Source organism: Kribbella albertanoniae (genome assembly GCF_004348455.1).
Classification (GTDB): Bacteria; Actinomycetota; Actinomycetes; order Propionibacteriales; family Kribbellaceae; genus Kribbella; species Kribbella albertanoniae.
Genome location: NZ_SMKA01000049.1, coordinates 1 through 19,172 on the forward strand (window position 1 = coordinate 1; position 19,172 = coordinate 19,172).

Sequence of the window (19,172 nt, forward strand, 5' to 3'; positions counted from 1 at the left end):
GCCCGCCCCCGGCCCGACCACGCCCGACCTCGGTCCGGCACACAACCCGGCGTACGTGCGCGGTGAGGCAATGGTTGCCGAGGGCAAGTTCGGCGCCGGTCTGGCGCTGGACGGCGTAGACGATCGCGTCGAGGTACCGTTCGACCGGTCGATCGATGTCGGTGCGCAGGACTTCACGATGATGACGTGGATCAAGTACGGCGCAACCACCGGATCACACGCGCTCCTTTGGGCCTACCGCACCGGATCGGGGACGACACCACAGGTCTGGCTCCGCGCCGAACCTGAAAGCAACCGGATCCGAGCGCTGATAGCGGTCGACCGTTTCAACATCACGGTGCAATCGACGTCGTCGTACAACGACAACCAGTGGCACCACGTCGTCCTCCAACGCAGTAACGGCAAACTCCGCCTGCTCGTCGACGGAACCGAGGTCGGCTCGGCAACCGCACCTCCTGGCTCAGTCACCGCCGGCAAGGAGTTCGGCGTCCAAGGCATCCACATCGGCCAACGCATCGACGGCGCCAACCGCTTCCGCGGCAACCTTGACGAGGTCCGCGTCTACCGCCGAGCCCTCTCCCCCACCGAACTCACCCAAATCCGCGAACGCAACTCCGCCGTCCACCCCGCCCTCGGCCTCTCCCTCCCGTTCGCCTAGCGGTTCGGGTGCGTCCACCGGCGGAGGGCGTCGGCTGTGGTTTCTGGTGAGGTGTTGAAGCAGAAGACGATGCCGGGGACCAGTTCGTTGAGCAGGTTGACGAGCCGTTCGAACAGCAGCGTGTGCTCGGCCGCCATCCGTAGCCCTGCGCCGATCATCACGACGCCGACCGGGTTGGCGGCGACGCAGTCGCGGACCGTCTGCGCTGCGTCGTCCGGGTCGGCGGAGACCTGGCACGGAACGATGTCGAAGCCCTGATCGTGCAGATCCGCCTCGCCGGCCGCGATCCGGGCGGTGAGGGTCGCCTCGTCGAGTCCCGGGTAGCGGCTGTAGTCGATCGCACTCGGATGCAGCCCGAGCGACAGGATCCCGGTCACCACGGAGCCTCTCCGTCACGGTTGAAGAAGCCGCCGGTCGGACCATCCGGACCGGCCGTGGCCAGCCGGACGATCGCATCCGTTCCCTCGGTCACCGTCTGAAAACCCTTGTGTCCATTGAGGTCGGTCGCGGTGTAGCCGGGGTCCACGGCGTTGACCTGGACGCCGTCCAGGGCACGGGCGTACTGGCTGGTGATCATGTTCAGAGCCGCTTTCGATGCCGGGTAGCCGAGCTGTGGCGGCACGAGCCCGAACCACCGCGGGTCGTTGGCCACGGCAAAGGATCCCATCCCGCTGGACACCATCACGATCCTGGGCTGCTCGGCGGTGCGCAGCAGCGGCAGGAAGGCGTTCGTCACCCGGATGGCACCGAACACGTTCACCTCGAACACCTCCTTCAGATCAGCGTCCCGTACGTCGGCCGGTGGGCTGACCGAACCACCGATCCCGGCGTTGTTCACCAACACGTCCAGCCGGCCGCCGAGTCGCTTCACCACGTCCGCGGCCGCAGCGACGGACTCGTCGGACGTCACGTCGAGCGGGACGAACCGTACGTCGATTCCGTCGTCGGCCAGTTCCGCCACCGCCGCCATACCGCGGGCCTCGTCACGGGCCGCGAGGAACACGTCCCACCCCAGTACGGCGAGCCGTCGTACCGTCTCTCGTCCCAAGCCCTTGTTCGCCCCGGTGACCAGGGCCGTCGTCGTTGTCATGGGCCTCAGCCTCACCGCGGACGCGGCCGGCCGCCAGGGACCGCTGAGGCATGGGATCAGCGGTACCACCCCGACCCTTCTCCGGTCCGGCAGGATGGTGTGTGTGGACAGAGCCGAACTAGCCGCCGTACTGCGCACGGCCCGGGCACGCATCAAGCCGGCCGACGTAGGCCTGCCCGCGGGTCCGCGCCGGCAGGTACCAGGGCTGCGCCGCGAGGAGGTCGCCCAACTCGCAGGCCTCGGCGTCGACTACGTGATCCGGCTGGAACAAGGCCGCGGCCCCAGGCCGTCGGTACAGGTCCTGCGCGCGCTGGCCAGGGCGCTACGACTCAGTGACGACGACCGCGACATGCTGTTCCGGCTGGCCGGTTCCGCTCCCCCGCAAGCCGGACGCGTCCCGATGCTGGTTCGGCCGAGCGTGCATCGGCTGCTGGACCGGCTGTCGGATCTCCCCGCTCTCGTGCTGTCGGCCAAGTCCGACGTACTAGCCTGGAACCCCCTGGCCACCGCACTGTTCGGCGACTTCTCCGAGTTGCCATCTGTACGGCGCAATCTCATCCGCGAGCGGTTTCTCGGCGACGGCGTCGGCCGCATCGCCCTGTCACCGGACTCCGACTCAGCCGCCGACTGTGTCGCCTGCCTGCGAACCGCACAGGCCAACTACCCGCAGGACCCCGACCTCACCCGCCTCGTCAACGACCTGCGTGCCGGCAGCCCACGGTTCGACAACCTCTGGCTGTCCGGGCGCTCCGGTCGCCTGCGTGCCGGCAGCACCGCCATCACCCACCCAGAACTCGGCACCCTCACCCTCGACTGCGACATCCTCCTGGAGCCGGAGGCCGACCAGACCGTCCTGGTCTATTCCGCCGAAGCCGGCACCCCGGAGGCCTCAGCCCTGAAACTCCTCCGCGTCACCGGCCTCGAACAATTCACCTACTGACCAGCTGATCGCCGGCCCGACCACCTCCCGTGCGATCCTCGACGACATCATCGCCACCGCAACATCTACCGGCTGACGGTCGATCGGGCCTTGCTGAAGGTCTTGGTCGGGTCGCCGCCGACGTACTGCCACGGATGGGTGGTGATCTGGTCGCCGAGCCGGGAGAACACGGCCGCGGCGGCGGGCTTGTCGCCGGCGTTGGTGAAGGCCATCGCAAAGGTGTTGAAGTACAGCGGCCAGCCGGGCCGGAGGTCAGCGGCCGGGTGCAGAACGGAACGGTCGGCAGCCGCTCGAAGCTCCGCCTGGACGTCGGGCCGATTCATGTAGAACCAGGCGGCGCTGTCCTCGAGGTCGAGCGTCACCTCCAGGTGGGCCAGCGGGATCAGCGCATGCAGCATGTTGCCGTCGGGCGCCGCTGCGGCCGCGGACCGGGCCAGGTGGAACATCCGGTCGTGACTGCCTTCCCATTTCTGGCAGCAGGTCTGCAGCCATTCCGCGTGCGCCTTGAGGTTGGTGGCGTGCCTGGAGATCGCCTGCTGGAAACGGAACTCCCCGTCCTCGAGGCCGAGTTGCAGCCCGCGAGCGGTCCGTACCAGGAAGGCCCAGGCCGCGACCTCGTCAGGGTTCGCCGCGACCACGTCGTACAGGCTGCTCTCGGCGGCGCGGAGCCGTTCGAAGAAGAGCCGGAACTGCTCGGCCTGGGTGTACTGAGCGAAATAGCCGCCACGTGCCTCCCAAGCCCACGCGGTGGCATGACAGCCGCGAACCAGCTGCGCCAGCGGATCAGCAGCTGCGATCGTGCCGATCCAGTCCTGTACGTCGGGAACGGATCCGCAGGCATCGAGCAGGAAGCAGCGGTCGTCCGGGTGCTCGGTGCCGAGCAGGATCTGGCGAGCGGTCGGCCAGTCGCGGTTGGTCAACGCGTCACAGAACGACCGGGCCAGCGGATCGCCCATGCACGGATCGATCGCGGGCGTCGACCCCGCCCGGCGTCGTCTCAGCTTCACTTCTTGCTCCTGAGTTGTCTGAAGAAGGTGACCACCCCGATGGCGATACCGATCGGGATGACGCGTCCGACGATGGATGCGATCTCGTCCGGTGCGGTGGTCAGCACCACACCGAGGATCACGAGCACCAGGAACGGAACCCACACGACAGGCTTGTTGAGCCAGCCTCGGACGGTGTCGATCCGGCGGACCTTGACGTACGGGATCTGGTCCTTCGTCCGCTCCGGCAGCCGGATGTGCAGCGCGGGAGGGATCGCCGCGTCGATCAGTGCGACCGCTTGTGAACCGTGGCGCCACAACGTCGGTTCGACCTGCGCCCCGTAGCCGTCGTGCTGGATCAGCTGCCGGCCGCCGTCGGGGTACCTGACCATGCCCGCGACCTCGTCGTACGCCGCCGACGCGCGCCCGTCGGCGGTCTCCAGGTGCACGCCGGTGGCGCCAACAGTCAGCGCACCTTTGTGCTCCGGGTGGATCGGCCGGAACCGGCGTCCGTCCGACGGCTTGACCACGGCCGGCGGACTGTCCAGCCAGGTCAGTTGCGGATCGCCGCCAGCTTTCGGATCGACCGACACGAGCAGATCGCGCCACACCGACAGCGCGACTTCGCGCACCTGTGCCACGGTCACAGCATCCGTCTCGGCTGATAGTTCCTCGACGCTGTTCGTCACTGGTGTACCGAGCAGTGCGTCCCGAGCGGCCAAGATGGGGAGCCACTGATGGGCGGGACGCGTGCCGAACTGGCGGATCTGGGCATCGAGGTCGTCACGCAACTCGACCGGATCGGGCCCACGATCGCGCAACCTCCGCAGTATGGCGATGGACTCGCTGACCGCGTCCCGCAATGCCTCCGGGATCACATCCATCCCGACCGTCAGCATCGCCCGGTCGGCGTCGACCACCTCGTACGACGACCATGCGCTGTAGCCCACTCCGGAGTCGTGCCGGAGCCCGCCCTGCAGGCCTCGCTCGAAGGCTCGCAGCATCGCGCTGGCCGCGGTCGATCGGGCGGCCGTCCCAGACAGGGCGATCGCATCGGGTCGCCCCGCGAAACCGCCGGGCAGCGGCTGCTCGCACTGGACAGAGCGAGCGGGAATCATCCGAGGGCCCGGAGGCAGCGGCAGTTCGAGCCCTGCCGGCGGTGGCCCCGACAGGGCGAGCACGGCGTTGCCCCGGGCATACGCACGGGCCGCGAGCTCACGCAGCCCGTCCGGCTGGGCGGTGTGGAGGCCGAACTCGTCGTACTCGGCGAGGCCTACCCCGCGTGCGCCGTACCGCCAGAGCAGATGGCTGCCGACCGGGTTGCCGCCGCGCCGGGAACTCTCGGCCCGCAGCACGCGACGCTCGTGGTCGAGATCGGAGAAGGCCGGCTGGCTCAACCAACGGCAGAGGTCGCGCAGGTGCGCGACCACGTCGTCAGGCTCGCCCTCCACGTCGAACGCGGTGTGCAGCAGGCTGACCTGTCCGTTGACCGGTGTCCGGATCGAATGCCGGCCATGCAGCGCCAGGTGCTCCAGCAGGTGCAGCCAGCCGTGTGTTGGGAGCGGCTCGTCCGCCATCCCGGCCCTGAACCACAGGTTGGCCCGGAGCGTGCCGGGACCCGGCAACCAGTAGACCGGTACGCCGTCGACCTCTGTCGTGCGCAGCTGCTCGCCGCTCATCTGTCCGGATCCCCCCGTGCTCGTCAAATACCGGCCAATCGTGCCGGATGTCGAGAGGTCGCGGCAGAGGCATCCGCCGAATTGCACCTTTTGACATGCGCTGTACGACGACCAGCGCCTGAAGCCTGGGGTTCGTTGCGTTGGGTCCTGCTCATCGTCCCCGGCGGTTGAGCTACTCGGAAATCCAGCCGCGCTTGGCCGGCCATTCGCGCGTGACGTCTTCGGCCGCGGGCAGTGTCAGGATCGAAACGGCATACAGAGCAGCGAGGAGGCCGATCGGAACTGCCCAGGCGCGGAGGTGCGTTGCCGGCCGTCCGTCGCGGCGGCGGTCGGCCGGCCTCAACGCCCAGGACGTCAGCGCGAGCACCGCGAACATCAGCGGCGGCCCCCAGGACACAACACTGTCGCCGGTGGTCAGATGCGACACCACGGCACCCAACCACATCAGAACCGTGCCCGCGTACGCCCAGTCCTTGAGCCGCCCGAATCCGGGCGCGATGATCGCGGCCGCCGCAGCGACATGACAAGCACCGAGAACGTAGGCGAAGAAGTGCGGGTATCCCAGGTGGCTCATCTGCATTTCCACCCAGTCGATCGTCGCGAGGTTCCACACCGATCCGGCGACCAGTTCGGCGAGGACGACAACCGTGCTGACCCAGAAGGCGATCGAGCGGATGCGGCCCCGGTGCCTCTCGGCCTCGCGGTCAGGTCGACGTGATCGGCTCATGCAGAACTCCTTGCCGGTTGGTGAACGATTCTGGGTTCGAGTTCGGTGAGGCCGTAGTGCCGGCGATGCGGCTCCTACACCCGGCTGATCTGCCGCGGCGCCATCACCGCGAGGAGCTTGTCCGGGTTGCGGATGACATAGAAGTCAGTGATCTTCTGATCGACGATCTCGATCAGGAAGACGCCCTCCACGTGCTCTCCGCGGGAGGCGACCAGCGCGGGGGTGTTGTTGCAGTTGACGATCGCGACCCGTAGGTCCGGTGTCTCCTGCCCTCTGCGGAAGAGGTTCACGAGGAGGGCGGCCACTCTTTCCGCACCGACCACCGGCCGGCGGGTCGCGGTGGTCTTGCCGCCACTGTCGGCGGTCCAGGTGGCGTCCGGTGCGAGCAGCGCGAGCAGCCCTTCGAGATGCCCGGTGGTGGCCGCGGTCATGAACTGCTCCGTGATCCGCACGGCCGTCGCGGCGTCAGCGGGCTCGAAGCGCTTGCGCCTCGCCTGGACGTGCTCGCGGGCACGGTGCGCGATCTGGCGTACCGTGCCAACGGACTGCCCCACCGCCCCGGCGACGTCGTGGTGACTGAAACCGAACACCTCGCGCAGCACGAACACCGCACGTTCGTTGGGGGTAAGGGTTTCGAGCACCACGAGCATCGCCATCGACACCGACTCGGCGAGCACCACATCGGCCGACAGATCGTGGTCGTCGACCAGCAGCGGCTCGGGCAGCCACGGGCCGATGTAGTCCTCGCGACGGCGCGCGCCGGCCCGCAACGCGTTCAGTGCCTGCCGAGTCACCAACCGCGCCAGATACGACTTGGTGTCCCGCACTGCCGCCAGGTCAACCTCGGCCCACCGCAGATAGCTGTCCTGCAGCACGTCGTCGGCATCCGTCGCCGAGCCGAGGATCTCGTACACGATCGTGAACAGCAGTGGCCGCAACGCAGTGAACCGTTCGGCGTGGTCGTCGTTCGGTCTGCTGTGCTCAGGCATGCTCTCAAGACACCGCATCCCGCCAAAACGTGACACCCCCAGACGTGACCCGACCCACAGGGGCACACTCAGTCGTGGAGAACGCGCAGGGTCTGTACGGCGGGATCGGCGGCATCCGGGATGACCATGCCGGCCTCGACGCCGGAGCGCAGGTAGTCGACGACGCCGGCGGTGATGCGCTCGCCGGGCAGGATGGCTGGGATGCCTGGCGGGTACGGCGTGACCTGTTCGGCCGCGATCCGGCCGACGGACTCGGTGATCGGTACGACGTCCTGCGCGGCGAAGAACGCCTTGCGGGGCAGCACAACCTGCTCAAGTTCGAGCTCACGCGGATCAGGCAGTACGACGCTCGCCGGTGCGGGCAGGCTGGTTCGCGTCAGGTCAGCGAGGGCTGACACCAGTCGATCGGTCTGGGTCTTGTCATCCGCGAACGTCAGCTGGGCCAGGATGCGCCGATGGTCCGACAGGCCGACGTTGATCGCCCGCTCCGCGCGCAGCCAGTCTGCCGCCTGGTATCCGGAGATGCCGGCCTCCAGGGTGTCGATCATGATCTGCAGCCGGTCGAGATCATGCGAGGCTTCCTTCTCCAGCAGCTCGTCCTCGACGACTCGTAGGCCCGGTAGCCCGTCGATCTCGGCACGCGTCGACCGAGCGAGTTCGAGCGCGGAACCGAGCAGCTCCTCACCATGGAGCACCATCTGCCGCCGCCATCCGTCCATCGCGGCGTACAGGAGGACGTTCGGGCTGGTCGTCGACAACAGGTCCGCGCTTTCCTTGAGCCGCACAGGGTCGACCAGATCGCCTTGCAGGTGGAAGACCGAGCCCTGCTCGAACCCGGCGCCCATCTTGTGGATCGACACCACGCAGACATCCGCGTCGGCATCCATCGCCCAGGTCGGCAGCTCGTCGTGGAACGGCAGATGCGCGCCCCACGCCTCGTCCACGACCAGCGGCTTCCCGCGTCGATGACAGACTGCGGCGATCGCCTTCAGATCACTACAAGTCCCGTACGGCGAGGGGCTCGTCACCAGCGCGCCGACAGCATCAGGGTTCTGGCGGAAGGCCTCTTCGTACGCCTCCGGTCCGGGCGGATGGGCCAAGTGCAGCTCGCGATCCCACCGCGGCCGCACCCACACCGGCCGGATACCCGTCAGCGCCAGCCCCGCGATCACCGACTTGTGGGCGTCGCGCCCAATCAGCATCGACTCCCCCGGCGCAGCGACCGCCATCATCGCGCTCTTCACCGACAACGAACTCCCACAGGTCGAGAAGAAGGCCTGCTCGGCCCCGACCGCGTCCGCCATCAGCTCCTGCGCCTGCTCCAGCACCTTCTGCCCAGACTTCCGGTCGTCCAAAGCGCCAGTAGCCAGCACATCCGACCGAAACACCTCGGCGCCGAGCACCCGCCGTACGGCGTCATCCGCCCCAAGCCCCTGCTTGTGCCCCGGCGGCGCGAAATTCGCGTACCCACGCTCGTGATACTCCGCCAACGCCTCCAGCACCGGGCTCCTGTTCTGATCCATGATCACCCGGTACCCGACCGTTGCCGAAGTCAACGACGCAGGGCTCGTTCGAGTTCGTCGCGGCCCATCTTCGAACGACCCGGGAGGTCGCACTTCTGGGCTTCGCGGTACAGCTCCTGCCGGGTCTTCGGCTCCGAACTGCCCGTCCGCTGCTTCTCGGTAGCCATGCCGTGCCGGTTCCCCCGGCTCTGCGCGCCAATCATCCGTCCGGTTGCACGCGGAGCCAGCGGTAGCCGTAGCCGGCGAGCTGGATCTCACCATCGGCCGCCGATGCGTAGGTGCGGTCGGCAAGCAGATCGGCCTGTACGGCGTACTGGGTCTGCACCTGCACCTCGTCCGGGCAGAGGTTCACGAGCATCAGTACGGCGTCGTGGTCGCGATGATGCAGGACCCCGAGCACCGAGCGCGCCTCGAACGGGATGGCCTCGCACCGGCGCATCGGCAAGGGGCCGAGCTCTCGTCGTTGCTGCACCAGCTGCGAGACCCGGCTGAGCAGCGAGCCCGGGCGGAGTTCCTGGTCGGCGACGTTCACCCGGGCGGCGGCGTACCGGCCCGCTTCGATCGGCGCGGGCTCGACGAACTCCGGACGAGCCTTGCTGAAACCGGCGTTCTCGTCGTCTGACCACTGCATCGGGGTCCGCACCGCGGCCCGATCCGGGAGCGACAGATCGTCGCCCATCCCGATCTCGTCGCCGTACCGGACGACCGGGACACCCGGCAGTGCCTCGATGACGGCCTGGGCCGCGGCGATCCGCCGTTCGTCACCGAGCATCGGCGCGAGCCGACGCCGGATGCCGCGACCGAACGCGCGCATCTCCTCCTCGGGTGCGAACGTCGCCAGCACCTCGTCCCGCTCATTCGGCTCGAGGCGCTCAAGATCGAGTTCGTCGTGATTGCGCAGCCAGTTCACGTAGGTGCCGTTCCTCGGCGGCTCCGGCTGCTGGTGCAGCGCACGGCGCAACGGCTCGGCGTCGCCGCGCGCGAGGGCGAGGAACAGCAGGTTGTTCACCCAGAAATCCAGTACGGCGTGCAGCCGGTCACCTGCACCGAAATAGTCGCGGTACTGCTCCGGCGGCGCATCGACCTCACCCATCAACGGCGCATCGCCGGCGGCCGCGCACAACTCGGTCAGGAACCAGTAGCCGTCGTCTCGCCCATCCTCGACGGCTGCCTGCCGAACCATGTACGGAACGGCATCGACCCGGAACCCGTCCACCCCGCGCTCCAGCCAGAACCTGATGATCTTGCCGATCTCCGCCCGGACCGCCGGATGACCGACGTTCAGATCCGCCTCGTGCCGGTAGAACGCATGCCGGTAATACATCCCGGCCACCTCGTCGTACTCCCAGATCGAGTCCTCGACGCCAGGAAAGACCGGCTCGGAGACCACCGGATCGTCACCCGGCTCCGCAGCCCACACATAGAAATCCCGGTACGGCGACGCCGGATCCGCCCGTGCCGCCCGGAACCACGGATGGTCGGTCGACGTGTGCTGGACGACGAGCTCGACCAGCACGGCGAGCCCGAGCTGATGACAGCGCTCGACCAGCTCCTCGAAGTCCGCCATCGTCCCGAACCGGGCGGACACCCCGCAGTGATCGACCACGTCGTACCCGCCGTCCAAGTACGGCGACACGTAGAACGGCTGCAGCCAGATCGTGTCCGCCCCCACCGCCCGCACATGATCCAGATGCCTCAACACTCCCTGCAGGTCACCCGATCCGTCACCGTCCGAATCGAAGAACGTGGCCGGATCGAGCTGGTAGATCACCCGTCCTTCGAGCCGCAGACCGGTCATGTGCAGGCGGTACCCGACCGCGAAACACAACTCGGCATACCCCGGGGAACCGGGGTGTCGGGGCACCACGGATCCGAGGAGGTCGTCCCATGGCGAACACAGCGACTGAGTCCACCGACGCGGCGCACATGCCGTCGGACGTGCCGGCACGGGTCGGATTCTTCGACCGGTTCGCCAGCGCGGCATCCCGGTTCGCCTCGCGGGCCTGGTTCTTCGCGTTCTGTGTGCTGCTCGTGCTGGTGTGGGCGCCGTCGTACTTCCTGATCGGCTCGGTCGACACCTGGCAGCTCATCATCAACACCGCGACTACGATCATCACTTTCCTGATGGTGGCGCTGCTGCAGAACTCGCAGACCCGCGCCGACGCCGCCGTACAGGACAAGCTGAACGCCATCGCCGCAGCCCTGGCCGACCTGATGCAAGCCCACGCGGGCGACTCCGCGGAACTCCGCGACAAGACCCGCGAGCTACGCAAGGCGGTCGGCCTGGAAGACCGCGAAAGCTCCTCGTGAGGTGGTGCGAGTTTGTTTTCTGCGGGGTACGTGCTGGCGCTCCTGTTCCTGGGGTCGTGGCTCGGGCAGTTCTTCCTGCAGTTGAGCGAGTTCCAGCCCCGACTAGAGGCGGCCGGAGAGGCCACACCTAGGGCATGTAGCCGCGTGTGGGCAAGTTGAGTGTGCAACCAGCCCACAAACAGCCCACACACTCCCTTACAAATAAGGGGTTCTGAGCTCGAAAACTGTCGGTGGAGGTGGCTAGGCTTTGGGGTATGGAGATCTTGGCGATGCCCCCGGTGTACACCCAGAGCGTCAGCGAACTGCTGGCGCGTCTGGACACCATTCAGGCTGCCAAGGCCCTATTGAAGGCCGACGAGCTGCAGACCATGGGCCGGCTGGAGGAGATGGGCGCCGCTCAGGAGCTGGGTGCCCGGGACACCATCGAACTGGTCTCGGAACGCTACCGGCTCGACCGTCGCGAGGTCCGTAAAGACCTCGCGTTCACGGTGGCTCTGCGCAAGTACCCGGTGGTGGCGGCTGCGATGGCTGATCCTGCCGATCCGACGCGGGCTGGGGTCGTGCGCTCTGACCTGGCCAAGATCGTCGTGGGGACCTTGGAGAAGGCACCCTCGACGGTGCCGGTTGAGACGTTGGCCGTGGCCGAGGAGCAGATGGTCAAGATGGCCCGGGTCTCCAATCCCCGTGAACTCGCCAAGTTCGGCCAGACGGTCCTGTCGAGACTCGACACCGATGGTCCCGAGCCGGCTGAGGACGAAGCGGTCGCGAAGGAGTTCTTGCGGTTGCGGCAGACCGCGGGTGGGGTGAAGTTCACCGGTTTCCTGGCCGGTGCCAGCGGCGAACAGCTCAAGACCCAGATCCACCAAGGATCGAAACCGCACAAGACGATCGACGGCGAACGCGACCCGCGGACCCAGGACCAGCGACAGGCCGATGCACTGAAAGCGACCATGGACGCCGCCGCCGGAAATCGCGAGTATCCCGGCGTCCCGCACCTGCCGGTCACCATCGACTTCAACGACCTCAAAGCCGCCCTCGCCGCCGCCCCAGCCGCGTTCGGCGGCGGAACAGGCGACAGTACGACCGGCGGCGCGGTCGGTGAACTGGTCTTCGGTGACAACCTGTCCGCCGGTGCCGTCCGGCTCCTCGCCTGCGACGCCGCCGTCCTGCCCATCGTACTGGGCGGCGACTCCCAGCCCCTCGACGTCGGCAGGGAGCAACGGTTCGTGAACCGCTACATCCGCCGCGCTCTCAACAAGAGAGACAAAGGTTGTGTGGTGTGCCAGGCACCGCCGTGGATGTGCCACGCCCACCACCTGACCCATTGGGCCAACGGCGGTCCGACCAGCCTGCAGAATCTCGCGTTGCTGTGTTCCGCGCACCATCGCGCGGTCCACGAAGGCCAATGGGCGATCTCGATCACCGCAGCCGGCGTCCAGGTCACCCGACCCTCGTGGGCCGACCCACCACCCGTACCCGACCGCGCCGCACTCGCCGCCCTGATCGGCTGGGTCACGCCTGCCCCCAACCCCGGTCCCAGCGCCAGCGCCAGCGGCACCCGCACCACCACAGCCAGCGCCAGCGCCAGCGTCGACTACTGGGGTGAAAGCACAGCCGGCGTCAGCAGCAGCGCCCGTGCAAGTACCCGCAGTGCCAGCAGCAACCCAACTCACGAGCACCTCGCCCGGCTCTTCGCCGCCAGCATCCGCCCCGACCCGGCACGAGCCGCCGACCGCGAAGCCTTCCGGGCTCAACTGCTCGCCCACGCGCCCAGTGACTTCGACCCCTGGGGCACCAACACCAGCCCGACAACCGGACCGCCGTAAATCTCCACCACCCCCAGATCCACCACCAACACCCACCACCACGCCACCGCGGCAGCCGGCCCCCAGGCCGGCCCGCGGACCTACCCATGCCCAGCCCACGATCCGCCCGGCAAGGTCGACCAGTTCGGTGCCGGGACGCACACTCGACCGCGCCGACGAACGCATCGGCCTCACGGGGAGGCAACCCGAGGCAACCCGCTGCCATAGTGTTTATGGTGCTGGGGCGACGCTGCATGCGATCGAGGACACCTGCACGGTCGACCTCCTGGTGGATCCGGTACGGCGGTCGCCGGTAGCGGTTGATGCCGGATCCGGACGCTGGCTCGACGAGCTGGCGTCGTACGGCGTGGACTCGGTGACCGACGTGATCGTCACGCATCACTGGACCGCTTCTCGCTGCTGTCGTCGGTCGCCGTCGACGGCGTGATGCAGGACTGCAGCACCCGCCGGATCGGGCACCTCGACGTCACCACCGTGCCAACGCCAGGGCATACCCAGGGCATACCCAGGGCAGCGTCACCTACCTCATCGAGCTCGACGGTCGCAGACTCGCCTTCACCGGCGACCTGATCCACAGTCCGCCAGGGCTAGGCGTCGACTGAGATGTCCTGCACCAGATCGCCGGTGGCGCTCTTGTTCAGGTGGCGGGCGATGTCTGCCTGGGCGAGCATGCCGACCAGATCGTGGCCGTCGATCACCGGCAGCCGGCGGACCTGGTGCTTGCTCATCGTTTGCAGGGCTTCCTCGACACTGTCATCCGCGCCGATCGTCACTGGCTTGCCCTCGCCGAACTGCCCCGCGGTCGCACTGCCGGGCTCACCACCATCGGCAATGCACTTCACCACGATGTCGCGATCGGTCAGCACGCCCTTCAGTCGCTGGTCCTCGCCACAGATCGGGAGCGCGCCGACATCCAGGTCGCGCATCTTGCGCGCGGCCTCCACCAGAGTTTCCTTCTCACCGACACACTCGGCGCCGGGCGTCATCAGATCACGTGCACTGGTCATCAGGGCTTCCTTTCCGCTTCGCAGGTTTCAGGTCCTTAAAGATGCGGTTCCCGCGCCGGCCCGGCCCATGCGGCGTACCGAAAAGTTCCTCCGGTTTCCTGGGGATCCGGCCGGGTACCGGTGGCCATGGATGTCTCAAGACTGCACAGTGTCTTCGACGGTGTCGGGCCTTTTGCGACGGTCACCGTGGACGTCAGCCACGACAGCGAGTCCGGCGCCCACGAGCACGAACTGCGGGTGCGCGGGGCCTGCGAGCAGCTGAAAGAGCTCGGTGCCGACGAGAACGTCGTACGGCGAATCACCGGGGCTCTCGGGCAGCAGGCCGACGAGCCGGCGCCAGTGGCGAGGACCGTCGTTGCGAATGCTGGCGGCGTCGTCTTCGACGAGATCGTCCACGAGCGGGTCGACCAGTCATCAGTCCATTGGGGACCTCTGCCCGATCTGTCCACCTGGGTCCGGTCGGCCGAACGGAACATCCGGTTCGCGTTGGCACTGGTCGATCATGAGGGCGGAGACGTCGCCATCTATCAGTCCGATGTCCCGGAGCCCGAGAGTGAGACCTCGGCCGGCGGGGAGACCTGGCATGTGCATCATGTGCCCGTCGGTGGCTGGTCGGCATTGCGGTACCAGCACGAGACCGAGAACGTATGGCACCGCAATGCCGAGGCTGTTGCGCAGGAACTCGATTCGGTGATCGCGTCGGGCGTCGGGCTGATCCTGCTCGGCGGAGATCCGCGATCGGTAGCCGACGTCGAGAAGCAGCTGGATACGTCAGTGGCGACCGTGGTTCAACTGCGCAGTGGAAGCCGGGCCGCCGACGGTGGCGACGAGACGCAGCAGCAGGCGATTCGCGAGGCCCTGCTGGAGTACGCCGTCGCACAGCGGCTGGAGCTTCACCACACCCTGAAGGATCGTCTCGGCCAGGACTCAGCCGTTGCGACCGGGGTTCGCGACATCGCCGACGCGTTCGTCCAGGGCCAGGTCGACACCCTGCTGCTGGACCCCGATGCGACCCACAAACAAACCCTGACCGTCAAGGACCACCCCGGTCTGGACCTCGGTGCGGTACCGACCGACGACGCTCTCCCGGCCGACCAGGCACTCGTCGCCGCGGCGGCCCGCACGAGCGCGAACGTCGTCGTCTTGCCTCGCACCGCACTCGGCGGCGCCCCCGCCGCCGCCCTCCTCCGCTGGAACACCTGACCTGCCCGGGAGCGGGCCGTCAGGGTTCTCAGTGCCTCGGACGTAGTAGCCGCCGAGGCCACCGGCCACCTTGGACATCCCGCGCCGCGAAGTAGTCAACGGGATCTGGGCAGCCGTGGCCCGAAGAGTAAGCATGCTCCTGGTCTTCTCACCAGGGGTTCCGCAGGTGATCATGGTTCCGGCTCGTCGAAACGCTTCGACGCATCGGTTGCCGCCCCCGACCGACCTTGTGGAGATGCCCCATGGACCCCAAAGACTCGAACTCACCTCTGGTACGCCGACGGTCGTTGCTGGCCGCGGGCGCCGCCGTACCGGTGTTAGCGGTGACGGCACCTCCTGCTGCAGCGGCGACCCGGGTGGTCGTCGAACCGGCGATCGTGCAGCAGAAGATCCAGGGCTTCGGCGGTATGAACCACCCCACCTGGATCCCCGATCTCACCGCCGAGCAGCGGGAGACAGCCTTCGGCAATGGCGCGGGGCAGCTGGGTTTCAGCCTGCTGCGCATCCCGGTCCCCGAGAACCGCGACGACTGGAGTCGCCAGGTCGCCACCGCCCGGCGCGCCACTGAACTCGGCGCGAAGGTTTTCGCCTCGCCGTGGAACCCACCGGCGTCGATGACCGAGACCTTCTCCGGAGGAAAGCGGCTCCGCTACAGCTCGTACGGCGCCTATGCCCAGCACCTGAACGACTTCGCCACCTTCATGCGCGAGAACGGCACGACCCTGTACGGGATCTCGGTGCAGAACGAGCCGGACTACGCGCACGACTGGACGGCGTGGACGCCGGCCGAGATGGTGAGGTTCCTGCGGGAGAACGCCGGCGCGATCAACACCCGCGTGATCGCGCCCGAGTCGTTCCAGTACCGCAAGACAGCCTCCGACCCGATCCTGCAGGACTCCGCGGCCCTGGCGAACGTGGACATCCTCGGCGCTCACCTCTACGGCACCCAGCCCGCCGACCTCCCCTACCCGCTGTTCCGCGAGAAGGGCGCCGGCAAGGAGCTGTGGATGACGGAGGTCTATCACCCGAACAGCAACGCCGACTCGGGCGACCTCTGGCCGCAGGCACTCGACGTGGGTGAGCACATGCACCGCGCATTGGTGGACGGCCGGTTCCAGACCTACGTGTGGTGGTACATCCGCCGCTCGTACGGCCCGATGCGCGAGGACGGACGGATCAGCAAACGCGGTGCCAACATGGCCCACTTCTCGAAGTGGGTTCGGCCCGGCTACCTCCGGATCACCGCGACCGCGAAGCCCGAGACGAATGTCTTCATCACCGCGTTCAAGAACGGCTCCCGCATCGTCATCGTCGCCGTCAACAAGAACTCGTCGGCCGTGACCCAGCCCTTCACCATCCGCGACACCACGGCCTCGACGGCCTCCACCTGGGTGACCACCGCCAGCCGAACACTCGCCGCCGACCCAACCATCACCCTGGCGAACGGCTCATTCGACACCCAGCTCCCGCCGTACAGCATCAAAACCTTCGTGGCCGGTTGATCAGGCGTCAGGTGGTGAATGCGAGTACGACGGCTGCCGTGCCGAGGGGGAGGTCGAGGACGATGCAGAACTCGGCCAGTGAGCGCGGGACGACTTCGTTGCGGCGCCAGTGGAGGTAGTCCCAGCCTGCGTGACTGGCCAGTGCGACGCCTGCAATCGCCAGTCCGAGGCGGGGCGACACGAGAACGCCAACGACGGCCAGGCCGGCGAACGCGAGCATCGCGATCCCCTGCGCGGTGAGGGGTCGGCTTGAGGCTCGCCGCAGTAGGCCGACCAGGAGGAGCACTACGGCGTACACCGAAAGACCCAGCCACCATGCGAGGCCAGTCACCTCGCTGACGGTGACTACAACCGAGCCGGTCAGCACGCCGGCCCACGCGATCCAGCGCTGGCCAAGGGCCGCCGCGGCGAGATAGCAGCTGGCTGCGACGGAGACGGTGATAGCGACGGCGTCGGCCGCCACCCCTGCCACCAACTGGAAGGTCGCCGCTGCGGCTCCCAGTACGACGGGCCAGTAGCTCAGCACCGACCGCCGCCCTTTCAGCTGCTCTGTCATCTCCGCCTCCAGATAACTCGAACACCACTGTTCGAGTAAGTCCTCGGACTGTAACTCGTACAGCCATGTTCGACAAGAGCCGCACCGAGACTTCCTGGCCGTACGACTCGTCACAGGTCAGCGCCGTGCATAGTTCCCAATGCGGCGGGGATGACCGAAGTCAGGACTTCAGACCGGGTTAATCACCTGCGATGCCTTAACACATAACTGCCCCCGGCCGCCGCCTGCTTCTCCGCGGCCGCCGGAGTGTACAGCCCCCGCAGTTCAGCCTGGATCCTCGGTCCGCAATCGCTTCGATCAGCACTGAAAGGGCTGCTACTGCCCCGGAGGCATGCAACCATGCGTTTGAAAGTCATTCCTTCCGAGACTTGGGGATCATCATGATGATTACTCGGAATTCTGCTGTCACGGCCGGGCCGATGGTCCTGGGGTGACCTCATATGCCCAATTCCAATCAGCTATCGATGTCACTTTTCCGGCCCGCCGGATCGAGCCGGCCAGGCGGCATTCGTGTGCCTGCGGCAAAGGGCAGCTGACCGTCGCCGAACCGTGCGCGGAGGCCGAGCTGCCGGGCGTGCGATTGGGGGACGTGGAGCTGGCGCAGGACCGGCCGATGACCGGCTGGCTGCTCACGAGCGGCGTGCGGATCGTCTTCGAGCTCCGCGACGCGCCGGTCGACGCCAGCAAGGCTCGGCCGGCGGTGCTGATCGGCCCGCGCACGCGCGCGCTGGAAGTGCGGCGGAACGGCGACTGCCACACAGTCAGCGCCACCTTGCCGCCGTGGATCGCCTTTCGGGCGTTCGGTGATTCGCTACAACGGCTCGCTGACCGGGTGGTCCGGCCGGCGGATCTGCTGGGCCCGGCGGCCTGGGCCGTCGAGCGGGATCTTGCAAGGACGCCCTGTTCGGAAGCCAGGCTTGGCGTTCTCGCCGCTGCGATCCAGCGCTGGTGTGCAGACGGACCGCGGTGGAGCCCGGATGTGGAGCGGGCCTGGCGGTTGCTTCAGAACAGCGGTGGCACGATCCGCGTAGGTGACCTGGCCGATGAGGTCGGGCTGTCGTCGCGGGCGCTGGCCGGCCGGTTCGCCCACCAGGTCGGGTTGTCACCGAAGAAGAGCGCCCGGCTGATCCGCGTCGGGCGGGCCTGCAAGGCATTGGATCGCGGCCGGTCGGTGGCCGAGATCGTGGCGGACGCCGAGTATTTCGATCCGGCGCACTTCATGCGCGATTTCAAAGGGCTGCTGGGAATGACCCCGGGCGCGTACGTCGCTGCCTCGAGCCGGCCCGGCTGCCGGTGCGCAACTGCTCCGCACTCGACGGTCGCACTGCCCGACGACTGCCATCTAATGCATTGATCAGCACATTACCCCGGCCGAAAGACAAGGCCAAGGTAAAAACCGGATCGGCACCATTGTAAAAACCGGCGTTCGCATTTCTACAATGCATCCCGCGCGTCCTCCGCCTAGCCTTCACAGGGTCCGGTTGTTTCCCCGGACTCAAACCAGTTCTATCTGGAGGTGCGATGAATCAGGCAACGATTTCGTCCCGGCTGAGCGACGGGCTGCGCCAGCAGTTCTACAGCCGCCCCACCGTGGTCGAAGAGACCTGTCAGGGACCTGGCGACGACTGTTGGTGGGACTCGGAGTGCTGCCCCGGCAGCCTCTGCAACTGGTTCCACTGCCAGCAGGTTTGATCGGCTGACCGAAGTGGCGCGGCTCCGGCCGCGCCACTTCGGCTTCTTACTCACGCAGATTACTCACGCAGAGTCTTGTTCAGGGAGAGCCATGCTCGGATACATCACAGCCGGCCGGGCCGCCCGGGATTTCCTGCTCGAGGCGCGGACCGAGGGCGGCTACCGGCTGCCGGAATGGCCGGTCGCGACAGCAGGCCGGCGACCGCCAAAGCTGGACCACGCAGTAGTTGGCCCCGCAGTGGCCAGGCTGCGGCTGATGGAACGGTTGCTGGTCGGCTTTCTCGATCCAGTCGAGGACGCGATCTTTCTGACCGTCGGCCTGCGCCGCCTCGGCCTTCCGGCCGCACTGCAACTGGGGCGTGAACTGGCACCCGCAGTCGCGCCCGGAGGGCTCTATGCCTGGGTGCGATGCGGCGACGAGGTGGTCAGCACGTCGCTACCGGTCTCAGAGGAGTACGTGGAAATCCCCATGGCGGAAAGGTGA

20 protein-coding genes are annotated in these 19,172 nt (G+C 67.5%); 9 read left to right on the forward strand and 11 right to left on the reverse strand.

The genetic code is table 11. The annotated features are described in order from the left end of the window. A partial coding sequence (locus E1261_RS13860; RefSeq protein ID WP_132406569.1) for a LamG domain-containing protein occupies nucleotides 1-658 on the forward strand: 658 nt, incomplete at its 5' end. Here the strand turns inward: E1261_RS13860 and E1261_RS13865 are convergent. Together E1261_RS13865 and E1261_RS13870 are read right to left on the reverse strand one after the other, a co-directional pair. Further along, nucleotides 655-1,038: a hypothetical protein gene (locus E1261_RS13865; RefSeq protein WP_202874676.1), complete on the reverse strand. Its 384-nt coding sequence runs from the start codon at nucleotides 1,036-1,038 to the stop codon at nucleotides 655-657. The two genes, E1261_RS13860 and E1261_RS13865, sit on opposite strands and share 4 nt — an antisense overlap. Next, entirely contained in the window at nucleotides 1,032-1,748 is a 717-nt protein-coding gene (locus E1261_RS13870; RefSeq protein WP_132406571.1) for an SDR family oxidoreductase, read from the reverse strand. The genes E1261_RS13865 and E1261_RS13870 overlap by 7 nt, the downstream gene beginning before the upstream one ends. 103 nt (nucleotides 1,749-1,851) lie before the next feature. On the opposite strand from E1261_RS13870, the gene E1261_RS13875 reads away from it, so the two are divergent. Further along, entirely contained in the window at nucleotides 1,852-2,688 is an 837-nt protein-coding gene (locus tag E1261_RS13875) for a helix-turn-helix transcriptional regulator (RefSeq protein ID WP_132406573.1), read from the forward strand. A 65-nt stretch (nucleotides 2,689-2,753) separates the two neighbouring features. Here the strand turns inward: E1261_RS13875 and E1261_RS13880 are convergent, their stop codons facing one another. The 7 genes from E1261_RS13880 to E1261_RS13910 all read right to left on the reverse strand — a co-directional run bounded on the left by E1261_RS13880 (nucleotide 2,754) and on the right by E1261_RS13910 (nucleotide 10,390). After that, entirely contained in the window at nucleotides 2,754-3,695 is a 942-nt protein-coding gene (locus E1261_RS13880; protein ID WP_132406575.1) for a hypothetical protein, read from the reverse strand. Continuing rightward, a complete protein-coding gene (locus E1261_RS13885) occupies nucleotides 3,692-5,353 on the reverse strand; it encodes a peptidase M16 family protein (protein WP_132406577.1) in 1,662 nt (553 codons plus the stop codon). The genes E1261_RS13880 and E1261_RS13885 overlap by 4 nt, the downstream gene beginning before the upstream one ends. A 172-nt stretch (nucleotides 5,354-5,525) precedes the next feature. Continuing rightward, nucleotides 5,526-6,080, reverse strand: coding sequence for a DoxX family protein (locus E1261_RS13890; RefSeq protein ID WP_132406579.1), 555 nt, complete (start codon nucleotides 6,078-6,080; stop codon nucleotides 5,526-5,528). Between the two features lie 74 nt (nucleotides 6,081-6,154). Continuing rightward, nucleotides 6,155-7,069: an RNA polymerase sigma factor SigJ gene (sigJ, locus tag E1261_RS13895; RefSeq protein WP_132406581.1), complete on the reverse strand. Its 915-nt coding sequence runs from the start codon at nucleotides 7,067-7,069 to the stop codon at nucleotides 6,155-6,157. 68 nt (nucleotides 7,070-7,137) lie between these two features. After that, a complete protein-coding gene (locus E1261_RS46870) occupies nucleotides 7,138-8,592 on the reverse strand; it encodes an aminotransferase class I/II-fold pyridoxal phosphate-dependent enzyme (protein ID WP_132406583.1) in 1,455 nt (484 codons plus the stop codon). 29 nt (nucleotides 8,593-8,621) lie between these two features. Further along, nucleotides 8,622-8,759 (reverse strand): rho termination factor, encoded by a 138-nt coding sequence (locus E1261_RS13905; protein WP_132406585.1) that lies wholly within the window; start codon nucleotides 8,757-8,759, stop codon nucleotides 8,622-8,624. A 32-nt stretch (nucleotides 8,760-8,791) separates the two neighbouring features. After that, nucleotides 8,792-10,390 (reverse strand): alpha-amylase family protein, encoded by a 1,599-nt coding sequence (locus tag E1261_RS13910; protein ID WP_132406587.1) that lies wholly within the window; start codon nucleotides 10,388-10,390, stop codon nucleotides 8,792-8,794. A gap of 89 nt (nucleotides 10,391-10,479) precedes the next feature. Between E1261_RS13910 and E1261_RS13915 the strand changes: the two genes are divergently transcribed. The 3 genes from E1261_RS13915 to E1261_RS13925 all read left to right on the forward strand — a co-directional run bounded on the left by E1261_RS13915 (nucleotide 10,480) and on the right by E1261_RS13925 (nucleotide 13,155). Next, nucleotides 10,480-10,902 carry a low affinity iron permease family protein gene (locus tag E1261_RS13915; RefSeq protein WP_238176205.1) on the forward strand — a complete coding sequence of 141 codons (423 nt, stop codon included), beginning with the start codon at nucleotides 10,480-10,482 and terminating at the stop codon, nucleotides 10,900-10,902. Between the two features lie 254 nt (nucleotides 10,903-11,156). Beyond that, complete coding sequence (locus E1261_RS13920; RefSeq protein ID WP_132406589.1) at nucleotides 11,157-12,728, forward strand: HNH endonuclease signature motif containing protein; 1,572 nt, start codon at nucleotides 11,157-11,159, stop codon at nucleotides 12,726-12,728. Between the two features lie 127 nt (nucleotides 12,729-12,855). Beyond that, nucleotides 12,856-13,155, forward strand: a complete 300-nt coding sequence (locus E1261_RS13925; protein WP_132406591.1) for a hypothetical protein — start codon at nucleotides 12,856-12,858, stop codon at nucleotides 13,153-13,155. Between the two features lie 160 nt (nucleotides 13,156-13,315). Here E1261_RS13925 and E1261_RS13930 read toward each other — a convergent pair whose 3' ends face one another. Next, the gene (locus E1261_RS13930; protein ID WP_132406593.1) at nucleotides 13,316-13,735 is read right to left on the reverse strand and encodes a CBS domain-containing protein; all 420 of its coding nucleotides are present in this window, start codon (nucleotides 13,733-13,735) and stop codon (nucleotides 13,316-13,318) included. 126 nt (nucleotides 13,736-13,861) lie between these two features. Here E1261_RS13930 and E1261_RS13935 point away from each other — a divergent pair, with 126 nt between their 5' ends. Together E1261_RS13935 and xynC are read left to right on the forward strand one after the other, a co-directional pair. Next, entirely contained in the window at nucleotides 13,862-14,938 is a 1,077-nt protein-coding gene (locus E1261_RS13935; RefSeq protein ID WP_132406595.1) for a baeRF2 domain-containing protein, read from the forward strand. A 242-nt stretch (nucleotides 14,939-15,180) separates the two neighbouring features. Further along, nucleotides 15,181-16,440, forward strand: a complete 1,260-nt coding sequence (gene xynC / locus E1261_RS46875) for a glucuronoarabinoxylan endo-1,4-beta-xylanase XynC (protein WP_132406597.1) — start codon at nucleotides 15,181-15,183, stop codon at nucleotides 16,438-16,440. Nucleotides 16,441-16,447: 7 nt separating this feature from the next. Here xynC and E1261_RS13945 read toward each other — a convergent pair whose 3' ends face one another. Next, nucleotides 16,448-16,996, reverse strand: a complete 549-nt coding sequence (locus E1261_RS13945; RefSeq protein WP_132406599.1) for a hypothetical protein — start codon at nucleotides 16,994-16,996, stop codon at nucleotides 16,448-16,450. Between the two features lie 430 nt (nucleotides 16,997-17,426). Here E1261_RS13945 and E1261_RS13950 point away from each other — a divergent pair, with 430 nt between their 5' ends. After that, entirely contained in the window at nucleotides 17,427-18,350 is a 924-nt protein-coding gene (locus tag E1261_RS13950; protein ID WP_132406601.1) for a helix-turn-helix domain-containing protein, read from the forward strand. 429 nt (nucleotides 18,351-18,779) lie between these two features. After that, nucleotides 18,780-19,172 (forward strand): lasso peptide biosynthesis protein, encoded by a 393-nt coding sequence (locus E1261_RS13955; RefSeq protein ID WP_202874678.1) that lies wholly within the window; start codon nucleotides 18,780-18,782, stop codon nucleotides 19,170-19,172.

Excerpts from the sequence above, each read along its gene's own strand:
- E1261_RS13915 (WP_238176205.1), top strand. The coding sequence starts at position 10,480 with ATGGCGAACACAGCGACTGAGTCCACCGACGCGGCGCACATGCCGTCG.
- E1261_RS13920 (WP_132406589.1), top strand. The coding sequence starts at position 11,157 with ATGGAGATCTTGGCGATGCCCCCGGTGTACACCCAGAGCGTCAGCGAA.
- E1261_RS13935 (WP_132406595.1), top strand. The coding sequence starts at position 13,862 with ATGGATGTCTCAAGACTGCACAGTGTCTTCGACGGTGTCGGGCCTTTT.
- E1261_RS13870 (WP_132406571.1), bottom strand. The coding sequence starts at position 1,748 with ATGACAACGACGACGGCCCTGGTCACCGGGGCGAACAAGGGCTTGGGA.
- E1261_RS13910 (WP_132406587.1), bottom strand. The coding sequence starts at position 10,390 with ATGACCGGTCTGCGGCTCGAAGGACGGGTGATCTACCAGCTCGATCCG.
- E1261_RS46870 (WP_132406583.1), bottom strand. The coding sequence starts at position 8,592 with ATGGATCAGAACAGGAGCCCGGTGCTGGAGGCGTTGGCGGAGTATCAC.
- E1261_RS13890 (WP_132406579.1), bottom strand. The coding sequence starts at position 6,080 with ATGAGCCGATCACGTCGACCTGACCGCGAGGCCGAGAGGCACCGGGGC.
- E1261_RS13945 (WP_132406599.1), bottom strand. The coding sequence starts at position 16,996 with ATGACAGAGCAGCTGAAAGGGCGGCGGTCGGTGCTGAGCTACTGGCCC.
- E1261_RS13885 (WP_132406577.1), bottom strand. The coding sequence starts at position 5,353 with ATGAGCGGCGAGCAGCTGCGCACGACAGAGGTCGACGGCGTACCGGTC.
- sigJ (WP_132406581.1), bottom strand. The coding sequence starts at position 7,069 with ATGCCTGAGCACAGCAGACCGAACGACGACCACGCCGAACGGTTCACT.
- E1261_RS13930 (WP_132406593.1), bottom strand. The coding sequence starts at position 13,735 with ATGACCAGTGCACGTGATCTGATGACGCCCGGCGCCGAGTGTGTCGGT.
- E1261_RS13955 (WP_202874678.1), top strand. The coding sequence starts at position 18,780 with ATGCTCGGATACATCACAGCCGGCCGGGCCGCCCGGGATTTCCTGCTC.
- xynC (WP_132406597.1), top strand. The coding sequence starts at position 15,181 with ATGGACCCCAAAGACTCGAACTCACCTCTGGTACGCCGACGGTCGTTG.
- E1261_RS13905 (WP_132406585.1), bottom strand. The coding sequence starts at position 8,759 with ATGGCTACCGAGAAGCAGCGGACGGGCAGTTCGGAGCCGAAGACCCGG.